This window comes from Phaeobacter porticola (assembly GCF_001888185.1).
GTDB classification, from domain to species: Bacteria; Pseudomonadota; Alphaproteobacteria; order Rhodobacterales; family Rhodobacteraceae; genus Phaeobacter; species Phaeobacter porticola.
In genome coordinates this window covers 1,342,427-1,357,061 of sequence record NZ_CP016364.1, presented here as the reverse complement: position 1 = coordinate 1,357,061, position 14,635 = coordinate 1,342,427, and the positions used below count along the sequence as shown (strand labels likewise).

15 protein-coding genes are annotated in these 14,635 nt (G+C 58.5%); 7 read left to right on the top strand and 8 right to left on the bottom strand.

Annotation, left to right across the window (positions count from 1 at the left end):
* Positions 1–257: 257 nt before the first annotated feature.
* The 5 genes from PhaeoP97_RS06640 to purC all read right to left on the bottom strand — a co-directional run bounded on the left by PhaeoP97_RS06640 (position 258) and on the right by purC (position 5,201).
* Positions 258–1,595, bottom strand: a complete 1,338-nt coding sequence (locus tag PhaeoP97_RS06640) for a sigma-54-dependent transcriptional regulator (RefSeq protein ID WP_072504404.1) — start codon at positions 1,593–1,595, stop codon at positions 258–260.
* 29 nt (positions 1,596–1,624) lie between these two features.
* Entirely contained in the window at positions 1,625–3,394 is a 1,770-nt protein-coding gene (locus PhaeoP97_RS06635; RefSeq protein ID WP_072504403.1) for an ATP-binding protein, read from the bottom strand.
* A gap of 37 nt (positions 3,395–3,431) precedes the next feature.
* Entirely contained in the window at positions 3,432–4,100 is a 669-nt protein-coding gene (gene purQ, locus PhaeoP97_RS06630; RefSeq protein ID WP_072504402.1) for a phosphoribosylformylglycinamidine synthase subunit PurQ, read from the bottom strand.
* Positions 4,097–4,330, bottom strand: a complete 234-nt coding sequence (gene purS / locus PhaeoP97_RS06625) for a phosphoribosylformylglycinamidine synthase subunit PurS (protein WP_072504401.1) — start codon at positions 4,328–4,330, stop codon at positions 4,097–4,099. The genes purQ and purS overlap by 4 nt, the downstream gene beginning before the upstream one ends.
* A 109-nt stretch (positions 4,331–4,439) precedes the next feature.
* Complete coding sequence (purC, locus tag PhaeoP97_RS06620) at positions 4,440–5,201, bottom strand: phosphoribosylaminoimidazolesuccinocarboxamide synthase (protein ID WP_072504400.1); 762 nt, start codon at positions 5,199–5,201, stop codon at positions 4,440–4,442.
* A gap of 280 nt (positions 5,202–5,481) precedes the next feature.
* Between purC and PhaeoP97_RS06615 the strand changes: the two genes are divergently transcribed.
* The 3 genes from PhaeoP97_RS06615 (at position 5,482) to bmt (ending at position 9,118) form a co-directional block, all read left to right on the top strand.
* Complete coding sequence (locus PhaeoP97_RS06615) at positions 5,482–5,799, top strand: DUF1476 domain-containing protein (protein ID WP_072504399.1); 318 nt, start codon at positions 5,482–5,484, stop codon at positions 5,797–5,799.
* 127 nt (positions 5,800–5,926) lie between these two features.
* Positions 5,927–8,020 (top strand): phosphatidylglycerol lysyltransferase domain-containing protein, encoded by a 2,094-nt coding sequence (locus PhaeoP97_RS06610; RefSeq protein WP_072506343.1) that lies wholly within the window; start codon positions 5,927–5,929, stop codon positions 8,018–8,020.
* An 81-nt stretch (positions 8,021–8,101) separates the two neighbouring features.
* Complete coding sequence (gene bmt / locus PhaeoP97_RS06605; RefSeq protein ID WP_072504398.1) at positions 8,102–9,118, top strand: betaine--homocysteine S-methyltransferase; 1,017 nt, start codon at positions 8,102–8,104, stop codon at positions 9,116–9,118.
* An 81-nt stretch (positions 9,119–9,199) separates the two neighbouring features.
* Here the strand turns inward: bmt and PhaeoP97_RS06600 are convergent, their stop codons facing one another.
* Positions 9,200–10,297, bottom strand: coding sequence for a PA0069 family radical SAM protein (locus tag PhaeoP97_RS06600; RefSeq protein WP_072506342.1), 1,098 nt, complete (start codon positions 10,295–10,297; stop codon positions 9,200–9,202).
* 222 nt (positions 10,298–10,519) lie between these two features.
* On the opposite strand from PhaeoP97_RS06600, the gene PhaeoP97_RS06595 reads away from it, so the two are divergent.
* Positions 10,520–11,221: a corrinoid protein gene (locus tag PhaeoP97_RS06595; protein WP_072504397.1), complete on the top strand. Its 702-nt coding sequence runs from the start codon at positions 10,520–10,522 to the stop codon at positions 11,219–11,221.
* A 1-nt stretch (position 11,222) separates the two neighbouring features.
* Positions 11,223–11,948 carry a DUF1638 domain-containing protein gene (locus PhaeoP97_RS06590; protein WP_072504396.1) on the top strand — a complete coding sequence of 242 codons (726 nt, stop codon included), beginning with the start codon at positions 11,223–11,225 and terminating at the stop codon, positions 11,946–11,948.
* Between the two features lie 34 nt (positions 11,949–11,982).
* On the opposite strand, the gene PhaeoP97_RS06585 is transcribed toward PhaeoP97_RS06590, so the two are convergent.
* Positions 11,983–12,612 carry a glutathione S-transferase family protein gene (locus PhaeoP97_RS06585; protein WP_072504395.1) on the bottom strand — a complete coding sequence of 210 codons (630 nt, stop codon included), beginning with the start codon at positions 12,610–12,612 and terminating at the stop codon, positions 11,983–11,985.
* A 94-nt stretch (positions 12,613–12,706) separates the two neighbouring features.
* Here PhaeoP97_RS06585 and PhaeoP97_RS06580 point away from each other — a divergent pair, with 94 nt between their 5' ends.
* Entirely contained in the window at positions 12,707–13,417 is a 711-nt protein-coding gene (locus PhaeoP97_RS06580; protein ID WP_072504394.1) for a helix-turn-helix transcriptional regulator, read from the top strand.
* A gap of 16 nt (positions 13,418–13,433) precedes the next feature.
* On the opposite strand, the gene PhaeoP97_RS06575 is transcribed toward PhaeoP97_RS06580, so the two are convergent.
* Positions 13,434–13,844 carry a SufE family protein gene (locus PhaeoP97_RS06575; RefSeq protein ID WP_072504393.1) on the bottom strand — a complete coding sequence of 137 codons (411 nt, stop codon included), beginning with the start codon at positions 13,842–13,844 and terminating at the stop codon, positions 13,434–13,436.
* Positions 13,845–14,019: 175 nt separating this feature from the next.
* Here PhaeoP97_RS06575 and PhaeoP97_RS06570 point away from each other — a divergent pair, with 175 nt between their 5' ends.
* Positions 14,020–14,544: a hypothetical protein gene (locus PhaeoP97_RS06570; protein ID WP_072504392.1), complete on the top strand. Its 525-nt coding sequence runs from the start codon at positions 14,020–14,022 to the stop codon at positions 14,542–14,544.
* Positions 14,545–14,635 lie beyond the last annotated feature (91 nt).

The following is a 14,635-nucleotide window of genomic DNA, read 5'->3' as shown; positions in this document are numbered from 1 at the left end:
TCTTGCCGGACAAAAACAAAGGCAGCGAATCTCATCAAGAGGGGAGAAGATCACTATGGTCTCATCCCCATCTGAACAGCATAAGACCTGTGGATAGGTAATGACAATGGTCATTCGTCACACCTGCGATCTAAATACTATCCCATTGGTTCCTAGGGTAAATATCGTGAATATTTGGTTACTAGAATCGCAAAAGCCGCAACCTCGCGATCGCGGCTTTTCTTGGTTAACGGCGTGACTGATCCAGTTCTTCGGTATCAGGACAGGTAGTCAGAGCGCTGCAACCCATATTTGGCCATCTTTTCGTTCAACGTCCGGCGCGGCAGGCACAGTTCGTCCATGACACTGGCGATAGAGCCTTTGTGACGGCGCATGGTGTTGTCGATCAGCATCCGCTCAAACGCCTCGACATATTCCTTCAGCGGCTTGCCTTCAGTCGTCATCACGGGCTGCATGTCCTCGTGATCTGACATCAAGAGCGACGCAATTGTGCCTGATCCGCGGCGAGATTGCAGCACAGCGCGTTCGGCAATGTTGATCAACTGGCGCACGTTGCCCGGCCAGGGAGCCTGTAACAGCTGGGCTGCCTCCTGGGCGCTGACCTGCGGCGCGTCACAGCCATATTCCTCTGAGAATTGCTCTGACAAGCGGGTGAACAGCGTCAGGATATCCTCACCGCGCTGGCGCAGCGGCGGCACGGTGATGCGCAACGCCGCCAGGCGATAGAACAAGTCCGGGCGCAGCGCGTCCTCGCAGGTCTTGCCCGCTTCCTGGAGGTTGGAGATCGCCACGATGCGGGTCTCGCCGGGGATACCCTGCTCGTTGATGACACTAAGAAGCTTGGCCTGCAGCGTCTCGCTCAGCGCCTCGACGTCTTCCAGAACCAGCGTGCCACCACGGGCTTCCTCGATTGCAGGCAACGAGCTGTCCTCGGGCTGCATCGGCCCGAACAGACGTTTGGACAAGGCCTCTTCCTCCAGTGCCGCACAGGAAACCAACACGAATTTTTTGCCCGCCCGACTGCCGACCGCATGCAGCGCGTGCGCCACCAGTGTCTTGCCGGTGCCGGTCTCGCCGTCGATCAGCACGTGGCCGTCGGCCTGCCCCAGATCCAGAATATCCTCACGCAGCCGCTCCATCACCGGGCTTGAGCCAATGAGCTTTTTCATGATCGTGCTGCCATCGGACAACTCGCGCCGCAGCACCCGGTTGTCGAGGGTCAGACGGCGGGCTCCGGTGGCACGCTTGGCCAATTCCGACATGCGGTCCGGGTTAAAGGGTTTCTCGAGAAAGTCGAAGGCACCAACCCGCATCGCCTCAACGGCCATGGGCACATCGCCATGACCGGTGATCATGATCACCGGCAACGCAGAGTCACTGCCCATCAGCTTTTTGAGGAACTGCATTCCGTCCATCCCCGGCATTTTGATATCCGAGATGACGATACCGGGGTAATCCGCACCCAACACCTTCAACGCATCTTCGGCGCTGGCAAAGGTTTCAGTGTCATAGCCTGACAGTGCCAGCCATTGGCTGATCGACTGCCGCATATCCTGTTCATCATCGACGATCGCGATTTTCATGGCCTGTGCCATTCGCGTGCCCTCCATCCAGTGATACCGCGCTATTCTGCGGCCTCGATGCCGTCCACAAGGATCGGCAATTGCATTTCAAATACGGCGCCACCGCTCTGCCCGTTGCGGGCGGTCAGCCGACCGCCTAGGTCGTTCACGATACCCGAAGAGATGGCAAGACCCAAACCGACACCGTCACCGGGCTGCTTGGTGGTGTAGAAAGGCTCAAACAGGCTGCCAAATTCCTTGATCCCCATCCCGTTGTCACGCACCGACAGGGTCGCTGTCTCACCCGCTGCAAGCAGGATTTCGACCTCGGGGTGTTCCACTGATTTTGTAGCATCTAGCGCGTTTCGCAGCAGGTTCACCATAACCTGTTCAATTCGCATCCGATCCCCCATCACATAGACCGGTTGTTCAGGCAGAATGCGGGCGATTTTGACATGCCTCTGCCGCAGCTGCGGCTCCATCATCGACAGAGAGGAGGCCAGCGCATCGCCCATGTTTACGGGGCTGAACGCATCGCCGCCCTTGCGCGCATAGGATTTCAGCTGGCGGGTGATGGCGCCCATTCGCTCAATCAGATCGTCGATCCGCCCAAAGGACGCCAGTGCCTCTTCGGGACGGTTGCGATTGAGCAGAAGACGCGCGCCGGCAAGATAGGTTTTCATCGCCGCCAACGGCTGGTTCAGCTCGTGGCTGACGGCGGCTGACATCTCCCCCAATGCCGCCAGTTTGGAGCTTTGCGCAAGGCTCTGTTCAGCCACGGCGAGCGTCTCTTGCATACGTTCGCGTTCGGCAATTTCCCGCTGGAGCCGTGCGTTCAATACGCGAAGCTCTGCCGACTCTCGTTGGAACAGCGCCATGCGCAGCGCGGTGCGACGGCTCAATGCGTAGAAGGCCAGCGCCAATAGGATGGCGAATCCCATGATCTCCAACGCCAAAACCGTGTTCACCCGTTCTCGGATGGACGCATAAGTGGTGAAAGAGGTCAGCCGCCAACCCTGAAACGGGATCCGCGACTCCAGCCGCATCACAGCCTCGCCTTGCAAGTAGGCATCCGCTGGCAGCGCCGTCCAGTCCGCGGTGGCTCGGATCGCACGCTGGATGGCGCCTTCTGGTGTCTGCAACTGCAACGCGTCGCTTTCCGACAGGCCCCGCCAGCGCGATTCCGTGGCCAGAATGATTGTCCCGGTACTGTCGCTGACCATCACCGCGTCAGAAATCCCCGCCCAGGCGCGTTCAAACTTTTGCAGATCGACCTCGACCACGATCACGCCAAGAATGCCCGACGTATCAACGATGCGCCGGGAATACGTAAACCGGTAGCTCCCAACCTCGCGCCGGATCGCGGAAAACACCGTTGTTCTGGCACGCAGTGCATCCACAAAATACGCGGCATTGCGGTGGGTCTCACCCAGTCGGTTGCGATCGGTGGCGGCGACGGTCCGCCCATCCTGCGCCATCAGCATGATGGAGGCGGCGCCGATCTCCTCAACAAAGGAAATCAACCGTTGAGTGGAAAGCGAGAAGTCATTGGATTGCAGCGCCGAGATCAGCGCCTGATCTCGTGCCAGCAGCTGCGGCACGATGGCATGGCGACCCAGTTCGCTCACCAAATTGCCGGAATAGAGCGCCAAGCGCAGTTCGGCCCGGTTGCGGGTGCTCTCGGTAAAGCGGTGTGTCAGTGCACGATTGGTTACCCAAACGGTGACCGCCGCGACCGTCATCAATAGTAACAAAGCAAGACGCACCCGCCACGATGTCGTGCGGGAGCGTGGTTTTTCTGAGGTTATGGATGCGTCATGCGCGGCAGTCATTGGCAAAACCTAGCGCAAGCCACGGCGCATTCACAAGTCACGCCGCAGTGACAAGCCCGGCCAGTGCGCGGAACACTGCCACCCCGTCGGTGCCGCCATGACCCGCATCGGCGGCCCGTTCGGGGTGGGGCATCATACCCAGCACCCGGCGGTTTTCAGAAAGGATACCTGCAATATCCGCAACTGAACCGTTGGGGTTGTCGACATAACGGAACGCCACACGGTCCTGATCCTGCAACGCAGCAACAGTCTCGGCATCGGCATAGTAATTGCCATCATGATGCGCGATCGGCACGCCAATCACATCACCCGCGCTGTAGCCATCAGTAAAGACGCTATCGGCGGTGGCGATCTCCAGGTCCACGGTGCGGCAGATGTATTTCAGACCTGCGTTGCGCAATAGCGCCCCCGGCAGAACGCCGGTTTCGGTCAGGATCTGAAACCCGTTACACACACCGATGGCATAGCCGCCACGGTTGGCGTGATCGACAACCGCCTGACAGATCGGCGATTGCGCCGCAATCGCACCGCAGCGCAGATAGTCGCCATAGGAGAAACCGCCCGGAACGCCGACGATATCGATACCTTCGGGCAGCGCGCTGTCCTTGTGCCAGACCATGGAGACATCACAGCCTGCTTGTTCAAAAGCAACCGCCAGATCGCGATCACAGTTGGAGCCGGGGAAGACTACAACAGCCGCCTTCATCCCTGCATCTCAACGCTGAAGGATTCAATGACGGTGTTGGCCAACAGTTTTTCGCACATCGCAGTGACGTCGGCTTCGGTCGCATCATCCGCCAGATCAAGGTCGATCACCTTGCCTTGGCGCACGCCGTCCACCTTGTCAAAGCCCATGGCGCCAAGCGCGTGGCGCACGGCCTCGCCCTGCGGATCCAGAACCCCGTTTTTCAGCATCACATGCACACGTGCCTTCATCGCATCTTTCCTCAGGTTTCGATGACAAAGCCCATATCCAGGCTTTGGCTTTAGATAGATTGTCAAAATCCCGCCCTTTGGAAAGACGGGATCAGATGTCATTCTTGGATCAGTTCACCAGCGTCGGCTTGCCAGCCGCAGGCGGATTGTTCGGCATTACGCCCAGTCGCCGCGCCACCTCGGTATAGGCGTCAGTCAGATTGCCCAGATCGCGGCGGAACACGTCCTTGTCCAGCTTCTGCCCGGTTTTACTATCCCATAGGCGGCAGCTGTCAGGGCTGATTTCATCAGCAATCACAAGACGCTGAAAATCACCGTCATAGACCCGTCCGATCTCGATCTTGAAGTCCACCAGTTTGATGCCCACGGCCATCATGACGCCGGAAAGGAAATCATTGACCCGCAGCGCCAAGCTAAGAATATCGTCCATATCCTGCTGGCTGGCCCAACCAAAGGCCGCGATATGCTCTTCGGTGACCAACGGATCGCCAAGCGCATCATCCTTGTAGCAATATTCCACAATGGGACGCGGCAGCTGAGTGCCCTCGTCGATGCCAAGGCGTTTGGAAATGGACCCGGCAGCATAGTTGCGCACGATGATTTCAAGCGGAATGATCTCGCAGCTGCGTACCAGCTGTTCGCGCATATTGAGCCGCTTCAGGAAATGTGTCGGGACGCCGATCTGGCCCAGACCCAGCATGAAAAATTCGCTCAACAAATTATTGAGCACGCCTTTGCCTTCGATGACATCACGCTTTTCTGCGTTAAAGGCGGTTGCGTCGTCCTTGAAGTACTGAACAATGGTGCCCGGTTCGGGACCCTCATAAAGCGTCTTCGCCTTGCCTTCGTAGATCTTTTTGCGACGTGCCATGCAGAGCCTTTCGGGAAAAAAGCGGGAATCTCATGCCCGGGAACTGCCGCCCTCATAAGGCAAGGGGAACGTTGCCGCAAGCTTGGTCCATGCCAGCTGCTCTTCTGTGATAACCAGACTGCTGGTAACATGGGGCGAGGCAGGCATGGCAAACCGTCAGATTGCGAACGAGTAAACGCTGCAGTCAACATCGAAACTGCCCCGCCCGCCCCTTGCTACCGCCATCATCCGTCCACATATCATATTGATATCGCACAGGTATAATCATGAAGGAGGAACCATGACCACATTCGACAATCGTGAGCAGGCATTTGAAACGAAATACGCCCATGACGAGGAAATGCAGTTCAAGGCGCAGGCCCGCTGCAATAAGATGCTGGGCCTCTGGGCCGCGCGCCTTCTGGGCAAGACCGGCGCCGACGCCGAGGCATATGCACGAGATGTGATAAAATCCGATTTCGAAGAAGCCGGGTTTGAAGACGTGTTGCGCAAGGTCAGCGGAGATCTTGACGGACTGGCCAGTCCCGAAGACGTCCGCGAGAAACGCGCCGCCCTTCTGCCAGAGGCGAAGGCGCAGATTCTCAACTCCATGCCGTGAGACAGCGATCCAGTTTTACGGGCTTTTTGTGATCAAGGCGTTGAGATGCCGTGAGCATTAACCAGGTGACAATTGATCTGGCCTAGGATCCTCAGATGGCGACATGCTGTTTGCAACAAGGATCCTGATGTCCAGACGCCCGTTTTTTGCCCGCCGCGCGGTGACGCAGAGTCTGGCGCGCGCCCTGCGCCTTATCCTACCGGTCGTTGTCATGATCGGCTGTCTCAAGCTGTTGCATATGCATGTAGTCCTACCCAGTTTGGGCGAGCTGGGCCATATCTTGCGCAGTCTCTCCCCGTGGCAATGGATCGGCGCGCTGATCGCGACAGGTGTTAGTTTTTGGGCCTTGGGTCGCTATGACATCGTCGCCCATCGCCACCTGAAAACCGGGATGGATGGGCCGCAGGCCCGCCGCGCCGGGATCATCGCCATCGCGCTGTCGCAGACGTTAGGCTTTGGACTGGTGACCGGTGCCTTTGCACGTTGGCGCATGTTGAAAGGGTTGCGTCCGTTGCAGGCTGCACAACTGACCGGCATAGTCGCCATCACTTTTCTGATTGCACTGGCTGGGGTTTGCGGCGTTGCACTAATTGCGAGCCCTACCAATGTTTCCAGCACCTGGCTTGGGACCTTCATTCTGGTCGCCGCAGCAGCAATGACCGCCGCGACGCTGATTTTCCCGGTGGTACGGATTGGCCGTGTGACGCTGCGCTGGCCTTCACTGACGGCTATTGCGGCGCTTGGGTTCTGGGCCATGATCGACGTAGTTGCGGCTGGAACCGCCCTCTGGCTGTTGTTGCCCTCCGGTACGGAATTGCCGCTGGCGGCCCTGCTTCCTGCCTATTTTCTGGCGCTTGGCGTGGCGATCCTATCATCGGCACCGGGGGGCGCTGGCGCGTTTGAACTGGCGCTATGCGCCATGCTGCCCGCACATGCCACCACCGAAATTATCGCCGCAATTGTTGCATTTCGACTGGTCTACTACGCCTTGCCCGCACTGATCGCCGGGCTGTGTCTAGGCTGGCCGTCATTGGCGCCGCCGATTAGGGCTGCCGACACATCAGACGAGACCAGCACCGCGGACCCAGAAGCCTTGCAAGGCAGTGCTATACGACCTGCCTCGTTCCTAACCCGCAATCGGCCAATCGCCGAAAGCGCTGTGATCCAGCAAAACGGCGGTCATATCCATGCCTTCGGCCTGAACCAAGTTGCGTTACTGGATAGCCCGCAGGCCTCAATCGCGCTGTTTGGCACCATCAGCGGGCATCTGGTGGAGGTTCTGCAAAGCCTTAGAACCCACGCCAAACTGCGCAACGCTGTCGTTTGTCTTTATAAATGTTCGGCACGTGATGCCGTCCAATGCCGGCGCGCGGGCTGGCGGTTGCTGCGCATCGCGCAAGAGGCCGTGCTGTCCCCTTTGCAGTTTTCGGACACCGGGTCCAACCGTCGCCAATTGCGGCGCAAGCTACGACAGGCCGAACGGGCAGGTGTCAGTGCACGGCCTGCGGCTGATGTACTGCCGATTGATCAGATGGCACAAATCGATGCCGCTTGGCAGGCTGCAAATGGCGGAGCAATGGGCACGACGATGGGCCGGTTCCAGCCCGAATATCTGGCGCAGCAACGCGTGTTCATCGCGTGGCATGATACCAAGATCGTTGGATTTGTCAGCTTTCACCACAGCACTACAGAATGGTGCCTTGATTTGATCCGCCTGTTGCCAGACGCACCAGATGGCTGCTGTCATGCGCTGATCCGCACCGCAATCGCTGGCGCAGCTGAGGCCGATGTACCGCGCCTGTCCCTGGCCTCGGTCCCGGATCATCGGTTCGCAAAGCGCATTGATCCTGGCCTGCGCCGTTTCAAGACCTGTTTCGCCCCCAGATGGGAGGACCGCTATGTTGCGGCCCCTTCCTGGCCGCACATGATGATCGCCCTTGGTGAGCTGCTACGGCTGGTTCACTATCCGGCGCCGTTACCTCATTGGCCCGCAAGCACAGATGACAGCGATGCAAAGGTCAATACGGTCGGCAGTCAATCTGACATTGCGGCTGCCACGACAGAAGACGCCGTGTGGCGAACGCTAGAACAACAGGGTCTGGAACAACACACCCAGGATCAACACTGGGACGCATTGTACGACGGGGGAGAACGCGCACGACGTGACGCCACTCATAATGAAGATGAAGAAAATGAAATTGCCCTGATCCGCCGTGCATGACAGACCGGGCCATTACCAAATAGCGATCGGGGTCCGCACGGCGCGGACCGGCTGACAGCCCCACCCACAGGAATACCCCAAATGACAAACACTTTCATCACCCTGCTGGAAACCAAGGACGCGCTGCTTGCGGATGGGGCCACGGGCACCAACCTGTTCAACATGGGTCTGCAATCCGGTGATGCGCCGGAACTGTGGAATGTGGATGAACCCAAAAAGATCACCGCATTGTATCAGGGGTCGGTAGATGCGGGCAGCGACCTGTTTCTAACCAATACCTTTGGCGGGACCGCCGCGCGGCTGAAGCTGCACGACGCCCACCGCCGGGTCCGAGAGCTGAACGTCGCAGGGGCCGAGTTGGGCCGCAATGTCGCGGATCGTGCGGAACGCAAGATCGCCGTGGCCGGGTCCGTTGGTCCCACCGGCGAAATCATGCAACCGGTCGGTGAACTGAGCCACGCGCTGGCCGTCGAGATGTTCCATGAACAGGCCGAGGCCCTTAAAGAAGGCGGTGTTGACGTGCTGTGGCTGGAGACGATCTCTGCCCCGGAAGAGTACCGCGCCGCTGCCGAAGCGTTCAAACTGGCAGATATGCCCTGGTGCGGCACCATGAGTTTTGACACCGCCGGGCGCACCATGATGGGGGTCACCTCCGCCGATATGGCGCAGCTGGTCGAGGAGTTCGACCCAGCACCTCTGGCCTTTGGTGCCAATTGCGGCACCGGGGCGTCAGACATTCTGCGAACTGTTCTGGGCTTTGCCGCGCAGGGCACCACCCGGCCGGTCATTTCCAAAGGCAACGCGGGTATTCCGAAATACGTCGATGGACATATCCATTACGATGGCACGCCCGAGCTGATGGGTGAATATGCCGTTATGGCACGCGATTGCGGTGCCAAGATCATTGGTGGATGCTGTGGCACCATGCCGGATCACCTGCGCGCCATGCGCGAGGCGCTGGACACCCGGCCCCGCGGCGAGCGGCCGACGCTGGAGCAGATCATCTCCGTACTAGGACCATTCACCTCCGAGAGTGATGGCACAGGTGAGGATACCGCACCCGAGCGCCGCAGCCGTCGTGGCCGGCGTCGCAGCTAACCACTGCGCCACCCGACGTACATTCAGCCGGTAGCGATCCACCTATCGCTATCGGCTTTCTGCTGCCAATATCTGAGCCACTTAGAACAACGCCAGCTGATCGCCAACCTGCGCCGGTTTTGTAAAAAGATCGCAGCGCAGCACCGGCGACTTCTGTATCAGCCCCAGCCGCTTGCAGGCTGCTTTGAACCGATTGGCGATGACCTCTGCATAAGGCCCCTCGCCGCGCATCCGGAGCCCCCAGCGCGGATCATAGTCCCGCCCCCCATGCATTTCACGCAGCCGCGCCATGACCTTTTCGGCACGCAGCGGCACATGCTCGGCCAGCCACTCCTGCCACAGCTCTGACACTTCGCGGGGCAGACGCAGCATGATCCAGCTTGCGGCATCCGCCCCCGCCTCAGCGCCAGCGGCCAGAAGCGCCTCCAGCTCATGATCGGTCAAGCCAGGCACAATGGGAGAAGTCATGATCCGCACGGGTATGCCGGCGTCCGACAAACGGCGGATCGTGGCAAGACGCCGCGCAGGCGATGGCGCGCGTGGCTCCATCCGGCGCGACAGATCCGGGTCCAGCGTGGTGACGGAAACCCCCACTCGCACCAGGCCCCGCGTCGCCAGAGCAGCCAGAACATCGATGTCCCGCTCAACCAATGTTCCCTTGGTAACAATCGCCACCGGATGGGAAAAATCGCGCAACACTTCCAGACAGGCGCGGGTCAGTCCCAGATCACGTTCGCAGGGTTGATAGGGGTCCGTATTGGTGCCAATCGCCATAGGCGCCACCTTGTAGCGGGGCTGTGACAGTTCGCGGCGCAGCACCTCAGCGGCATTTGGGCGCGCTATAAGACGGGTTTCAAAATCCAGACCGGGCGACAGTCCTAGGTAGGCGTGACTGGGCCGGGCGAAACAATAAATGCAGCCATGTTCGCAGCCACGGTAGGTATTGATGGAGCGGTCAAACGGCAGATCAGGTGACTTATTGTAGGAAATCAGTGTCCGTGCCTGTTCCATGCGAATGTCGGTTTCGATCTTTATCGGCACCGCAGCATCTCCCGAATCCTCCAGACTGCCCCAGCCATCATCAACTGCGGCGCGCGCCATATCAAAACGTCCTGCCGCATTGCTGAGGCTTGCGCGGGCTTTGCGACGCTGCAGAGGAAGAGGCACAATCTCGATCATCAGCTGATTGTGCCTTAAGATTTGGAACAAATAAAGAACAAACGCAAGAAACCGAAGATTTCCATGCGAAATCTTCATTATTATTCACCTACTTTTGGACCTATACGTCGGTTCGGGCCAAGGCAATGTCGCAAACAATGCAGTCTCCTAGGGGCAATCTGGACCAATACAAATGAAACAAGGCCAAACCGGGGTCACCCCGCCCAGTCAAGGAATACACCCATGTCGGAAGACGCAGATGACATCATCCTGGCAGATCTCAATGACGAAGACCTCGTTCAGCAGATGTTCGATGACCTTTATGATGGCCTGAAGGAAGAAATCGAAGAGAGCGTACATCTGCTGCTTGGTCGTGGCTGGGCACCGTACAAGGTCCTGACCGAGGCGTTGGTCGGCGGCATGACCATCGTTGGCGCTGATTTCCGTGATGGCATTCTGTTTGTGCCCGAAGTGCTGCTGGCGGCCAACGCAATGAAGGGCGGAATGTCCATCCTGAAACCGCTGCTAGCGGAAACCGGCGCACCGCGCATGGGGTCCATGGTTATCGGCACCGTCAAGGGCGACATCCATGACATCGGCAAGAACCTCGTCTCCATGATGATGGAAGGTGCCGGTTTTGAAGTCGTTGATATCGGCATCAATAATCCGGTTGAAAACTACCTGGAGGCGCTGGAAGAGCACCAGCCTGACATCCTTGGCATGTCGGCCCTGCTGACCACAACCATGCCTTACATGAAAGTTGTGATCGACACATTGGTCGAGCAAGGCAAGCGCGATGACTATGTCGTCCTGGTTGGCGGTGCGCCGTTGAACGAGGAGTTCGGCAAGGCCATTGGTGCGGACGGTTATTGCCGCGACGCAGCTGTTGCAGTGGAAATGGCCAAGGATTTTGTTGCGCGCAAGCACAACCAGATGAGCGCCTGATTTGGCACGCAAAGGACGCGCCGCCCGCCTGACTGAGCGGGCGGCCTTCCAACCGCCCACGGGGCGCACGCTTGAGGAAACATCCCTCACCGAACGGGGCTTGGCCGCACCGCAGCGTAAAACTGGCCGCATCCTATTGATCGCCTGTGGCGCGCTGGCGCGCGAAATCCTTGATATCAAGGAAGCCAACGGGATGGGTCACATCGACCTGACTTGCCTGCCTGCGAAGCTACACCTCTATCCAGATCAAATCGTCGACGCCGTTGGCGGCGCAGTGGCCAAGCACAAGGCTGTCTATGACAAGATTTACATCGTCTACGCCGACTGCGGCACCGGTGGCGCGCTAGAACGAAAATGCGCCGACCTGGGCGTAGAGATGATCGCCGGGCCACATTGTTATTCGTTCTTTGAGGGCAACGACCGTTTTGCTGCCCAGAGCGAAGCGGGTGAAATCACGGCCTTTTACCTGACCGATTTTCTGGTAAAACAGTTCGACGCTTTTGTCTGGCGCCCTATGGGGCTCGATAAGCACCCGGAGCTGCGGGACATGGTCTTTGGCAACTATACCAAGCTGATCTATCAGTCACAGATCAGCGACCCGGAGCTGGTCAAGAAAGCGCGCAATTGCGCGGATCGCATGGGGCTTGCGTTTGAGCATCGCCACACCGGGTATGGCGAACTGCAAACTGCGCTTTTGCAGTGGGGTGACACAGCAACGCGCGATTAGATCGCGCGCGCCGTTCTGTCTGCACGGAAATACGTCAGGTGCCTGCCTGCGTGCTCAACTGTGCCGTCGCCCTGGCCTCATACGCGGCTATAGTCTCGCCATCCAACCTGTCGCCGACACGCCCCACCCAAGCCTTGATTGACGCATTATCAGGCATCAGATGGGGTGCCCATTGGAACGGCGATGCCAAAAGAATATCTGCAACGCTCAGCTCGTCCCCCAGCAGAAACGGCCCCTGGTTCAGTGCGGCTGCCAGCGTGGTGCAAACCTCCTCTATGCTGCGAAAGGTACCGGTGATCGCCGGGTGATCCAGCCCTGAGAAAGCGGCCACCAACACAGGGTCCAGCACACCACCCGCATAGGCCATCCAGCTAAGGTATGCGCCGCGTTTGGGTGATCCGATCTCGGGACTGAAAGGTTGGCCGAATACCTCGTCCAGATACATCATGATCGCGGCACTTTCGCGGATACCCTGTCCGTCTTCCGTCACAAGATAAGGCACCTTCCCCTCAGGGTGGGCATTGTGGGGATCACGACGCCCAACACCGTCATGGCGCAGCACGTCGACTGTGATCACCTCAACAGCATCGAGTTCCCCCATGAGCATGAGTTGCGCAATCACACGAGAGGAGCGGCTGTATGGTGAATGATAAAGTGTCAACATATCAATGACTTTCTGATTTCCGGATTGATGATAAGGGGGATATGCCGATACCCTCCTGCCAATTCCTGTCAGGATAGTTCAGCTATAAGACCTCATGCCAAAAACAGATCGCCTCTTTCGATTGCTGCACCTCATTCGGGGATTGCGCCCGCCTGTGACTGCCGCACAGCTTGCCGCTACGATGGAAGTCTCAGAGCGCACGATCTACCGTGACATCGACAGTCTGCGCGCCGCCGGTGCGCGAATTGAGGGTGAGGCCGGCCTTGGATACACGATGACCGAGGACCTCGCCCTACCCCCGCAAACATTCACCCAGATTGAACTGGAAGCGCTGACTCTCGGGTTGGCTGATGTGAACCAGCGTGGCGACGCGGACCTGGCGCAGGCTGCGAATGATGCGCTGGTCAAGATCCTCGCCACTCTGCCGGAGCGTCTCCAATGGCAAGCTATGCACGCGGTAAATCTAGTCCACCGCTTTAACACGCCTGAAAAGCCGACCATCGACATGACCCTGCTGCGCGAATCTATGTGGGCAGAGGAAGCGCTGGACATTGGCTACCGCGACCTGAACGGCGCACAAACCCAGCGCCGCATCTACCCGTTGGCGCTATCCTATCACGACCAAAATGTGATGCTGTTGGCCTGGTGTTGCAAACGCGAGAATTTTCGCATTTTTCACGTCACCCGCATCGACGGTTACTGCAGAACAGGCGAGAACTTTCGGCCACGCCGAGTGACGCTATTGCGTGACTTCATCAAATTATTGCACGCACGAGGGGGGGCCACCGAAACCGGTCCCAGCTAACGTCAGCTCTGGCAGATCAAATCGCCGCAGCCGCGGTTTCACGAATGCGCTGCACCATCGCCGTCAGACCGTTTGAGCGTTGCGCTGACAGGTGATCATTCAGACCAAGGCGTTCCAGTTCCCCGCGGGCGTCCACTGCCAGCACTTCAGCCAGAGTCAATCCGTTGTAGAGCGCCCGCAGAACAGCGATCAGGCCCCGCACGATCATGGCATCGCTTTCGCCATCAAAATGGAACACACCGTTTTCTATTGTGGGATGCAGCCAGACCTGACTTGCACAGCCGTCCACCTTTGTTGCCGGAACCTTCAGCGCGTCATCCAGCGAATCCATCGCCTTGCCTTGCTCGATGACATGGCGATAGCGATCTTCCCAATCTTCAAGAAACTCGAAATCTTCGACAATTTCTTCAAAGGCTGCACTGGCCATCTGGATGTTTCCTCATCTGGTTTTGCCCTCGCATGCGGGTCCGACCCTCAGGCCTGCATATCGGCACCGGGGACATTGCACGACCTAAGCCGCAAACATCGGCTTTTCAACTGCTTTTCAAGTGGCTTGCAATCGGGTAACCACATGCAAGGACATATCGAACGGGTGAACCATTATGCAAAGATCTCTCGCACTCATTCTGATTGGGGCCGTGGCGCTGTCTGGCTGTGGGTTTCGCGACTCGCGTGTGAACCCACTGAATTGGTTCGGCGGCTCTGACGAGGTTGAGACCCAGCGTGACGCAGCCCAGTCGACCAACCCGTTGATCCCTGTTGAACCCCGCGTCGGTGTGTTTTCTCGCCCCGATGCCGTGGACAACAGTGTCCTGGTGAAAAGCATTCAGGATATGCGAATTGAGCGCACCCCCACAGGTGCTATCCTCTACGCCACAGGCACAGCTGCACGTCAGGGGGCTTTTGGGGTGGAACTACGCCTTGATGAGGCCGACATCGACGCCCGCACCCGCGATGAGACGTTGGATTTTACCTTCCGTGCTGTCTATCCCGAGTATCGCACAGCAGTGGGCACAGATCGCACCCGCACCCTGCGCGCGGCGGTCAGCCTGACCAAACAGCAACTGGCTGGTGTCCGGAATATTCGAGTGGTTGCCGCTGAAAACGCCCGCGAAAGTCGTCGCTGACGGGGGCCGTCTCAGCGGATTTCACGATATTTCAGCCATACAAAAGGCGCCATTTAGGGCGCCTTTTGTATGGAATACCAGTCACCTTTGC

Excerpts from the sequence above, each read along its gene's own strand:
- PhaeoP97_RS06640 (WP_072504404.1), bottom strand. The coding sequence starts at position 1,595 with ATGGCACAGGCCATGAAAATCGCGATCGTCGATGATGAACAGGATATG.
- PhaeoP97_RS06635 (WP_072504403.1), bottom strand. The coding sequence starts at position 3,394 with ATGACTGCCGCGCATGACGCATCCATAACCTCAGAAAAACCACGCTCC.
- purQ (WP_072504402.1), bottom strand. The coding sequence starts at position 4,100 with ATGAAGGCGGCTGTTGTAGTCTTCCCCGGCTCCAACTGTGATCGCGAT.
- purS (WP_072504401.1), bottom strand. The coding sequence starts at position 4,330 with ATGAAGGCACGTGTGCATGTGATGCTGAAAAACGGGGTTCTGGATCCG.
- purC (WP_072504400.1), bottom strand. The coding sequence starts at position 5,201 with ATGGCACGTCGCAAAAAGATCTACGAAGGCAAGGCGAAGACGCTTTAT.
- PhaeoP97_RS06615 (WP_072504399.1), top strand. The coding sequence starts at position 5,482 with ATGACCACATTCGACAATCGTGAGCAGGCATTTGAAACGAAATACGCC.
- PhaeoP97_RS06610 (WP_072506343.1), top strand. The coding sequence starts at position 5,927 with ATGTCCAGACGCCCGTTTTTTGCCCGCCGCGCGGTGACGCAGAGTCTG.
- bmt (WP_072504398.1), top strand. The coding sequence starts at position 8,102 with ATGACAAACACTTTCATCACCCTGCTGGAAACCAAGGACGCGCTGCTT.
- PhaeoP97_RS06600 (WP_072506342.1), bottom strand. The coding sequence starts at position 10,297 with ATGATCGAGATTGTGCCTCTTCCTCTGCAGCGTCGCAAAGCCCGCGCA.
- PhaeoP97_RS06595 (WP_072504397.1), top strand. The coding sequence starts at position 10,520 with ATGTCGGAAGACGCAGATGACATCATCCTGGCAGATCTCAATGACGAA.
- PhaeoP97_RS06585 (WP_072504395.1), bottom strand. The coding sequence starts at position 12,612 with ATGTTGACACTTTATCATTCACCATACAGCCGCTCCTCTCGTGTGATT.
- PhaeoP97_RS06580 (WP_072504394.1), top strand. The coding sequence starts at position 12,707 with ATGCCAAAAACAGATCGCCTCTTTCGATTGCTGCACCTCATTCGGGGA.
- PhaeoP97_RS06575 (WP_072504393.1), bottom strand. The coding sequence starts at position 13,844 with ATGGCCAGTGCAGCCTTTGAAGAAATTGTCGAAGATTTCGAGTTTCTT.
- PhaeoP97_RS06570 (WP_072504392.1), top strand. The coding sequence starts at position 14,020 with ATGCAAAGATCTCTCGCACTCATTCTGATTGGGGCCGTGGCGCTGTCT.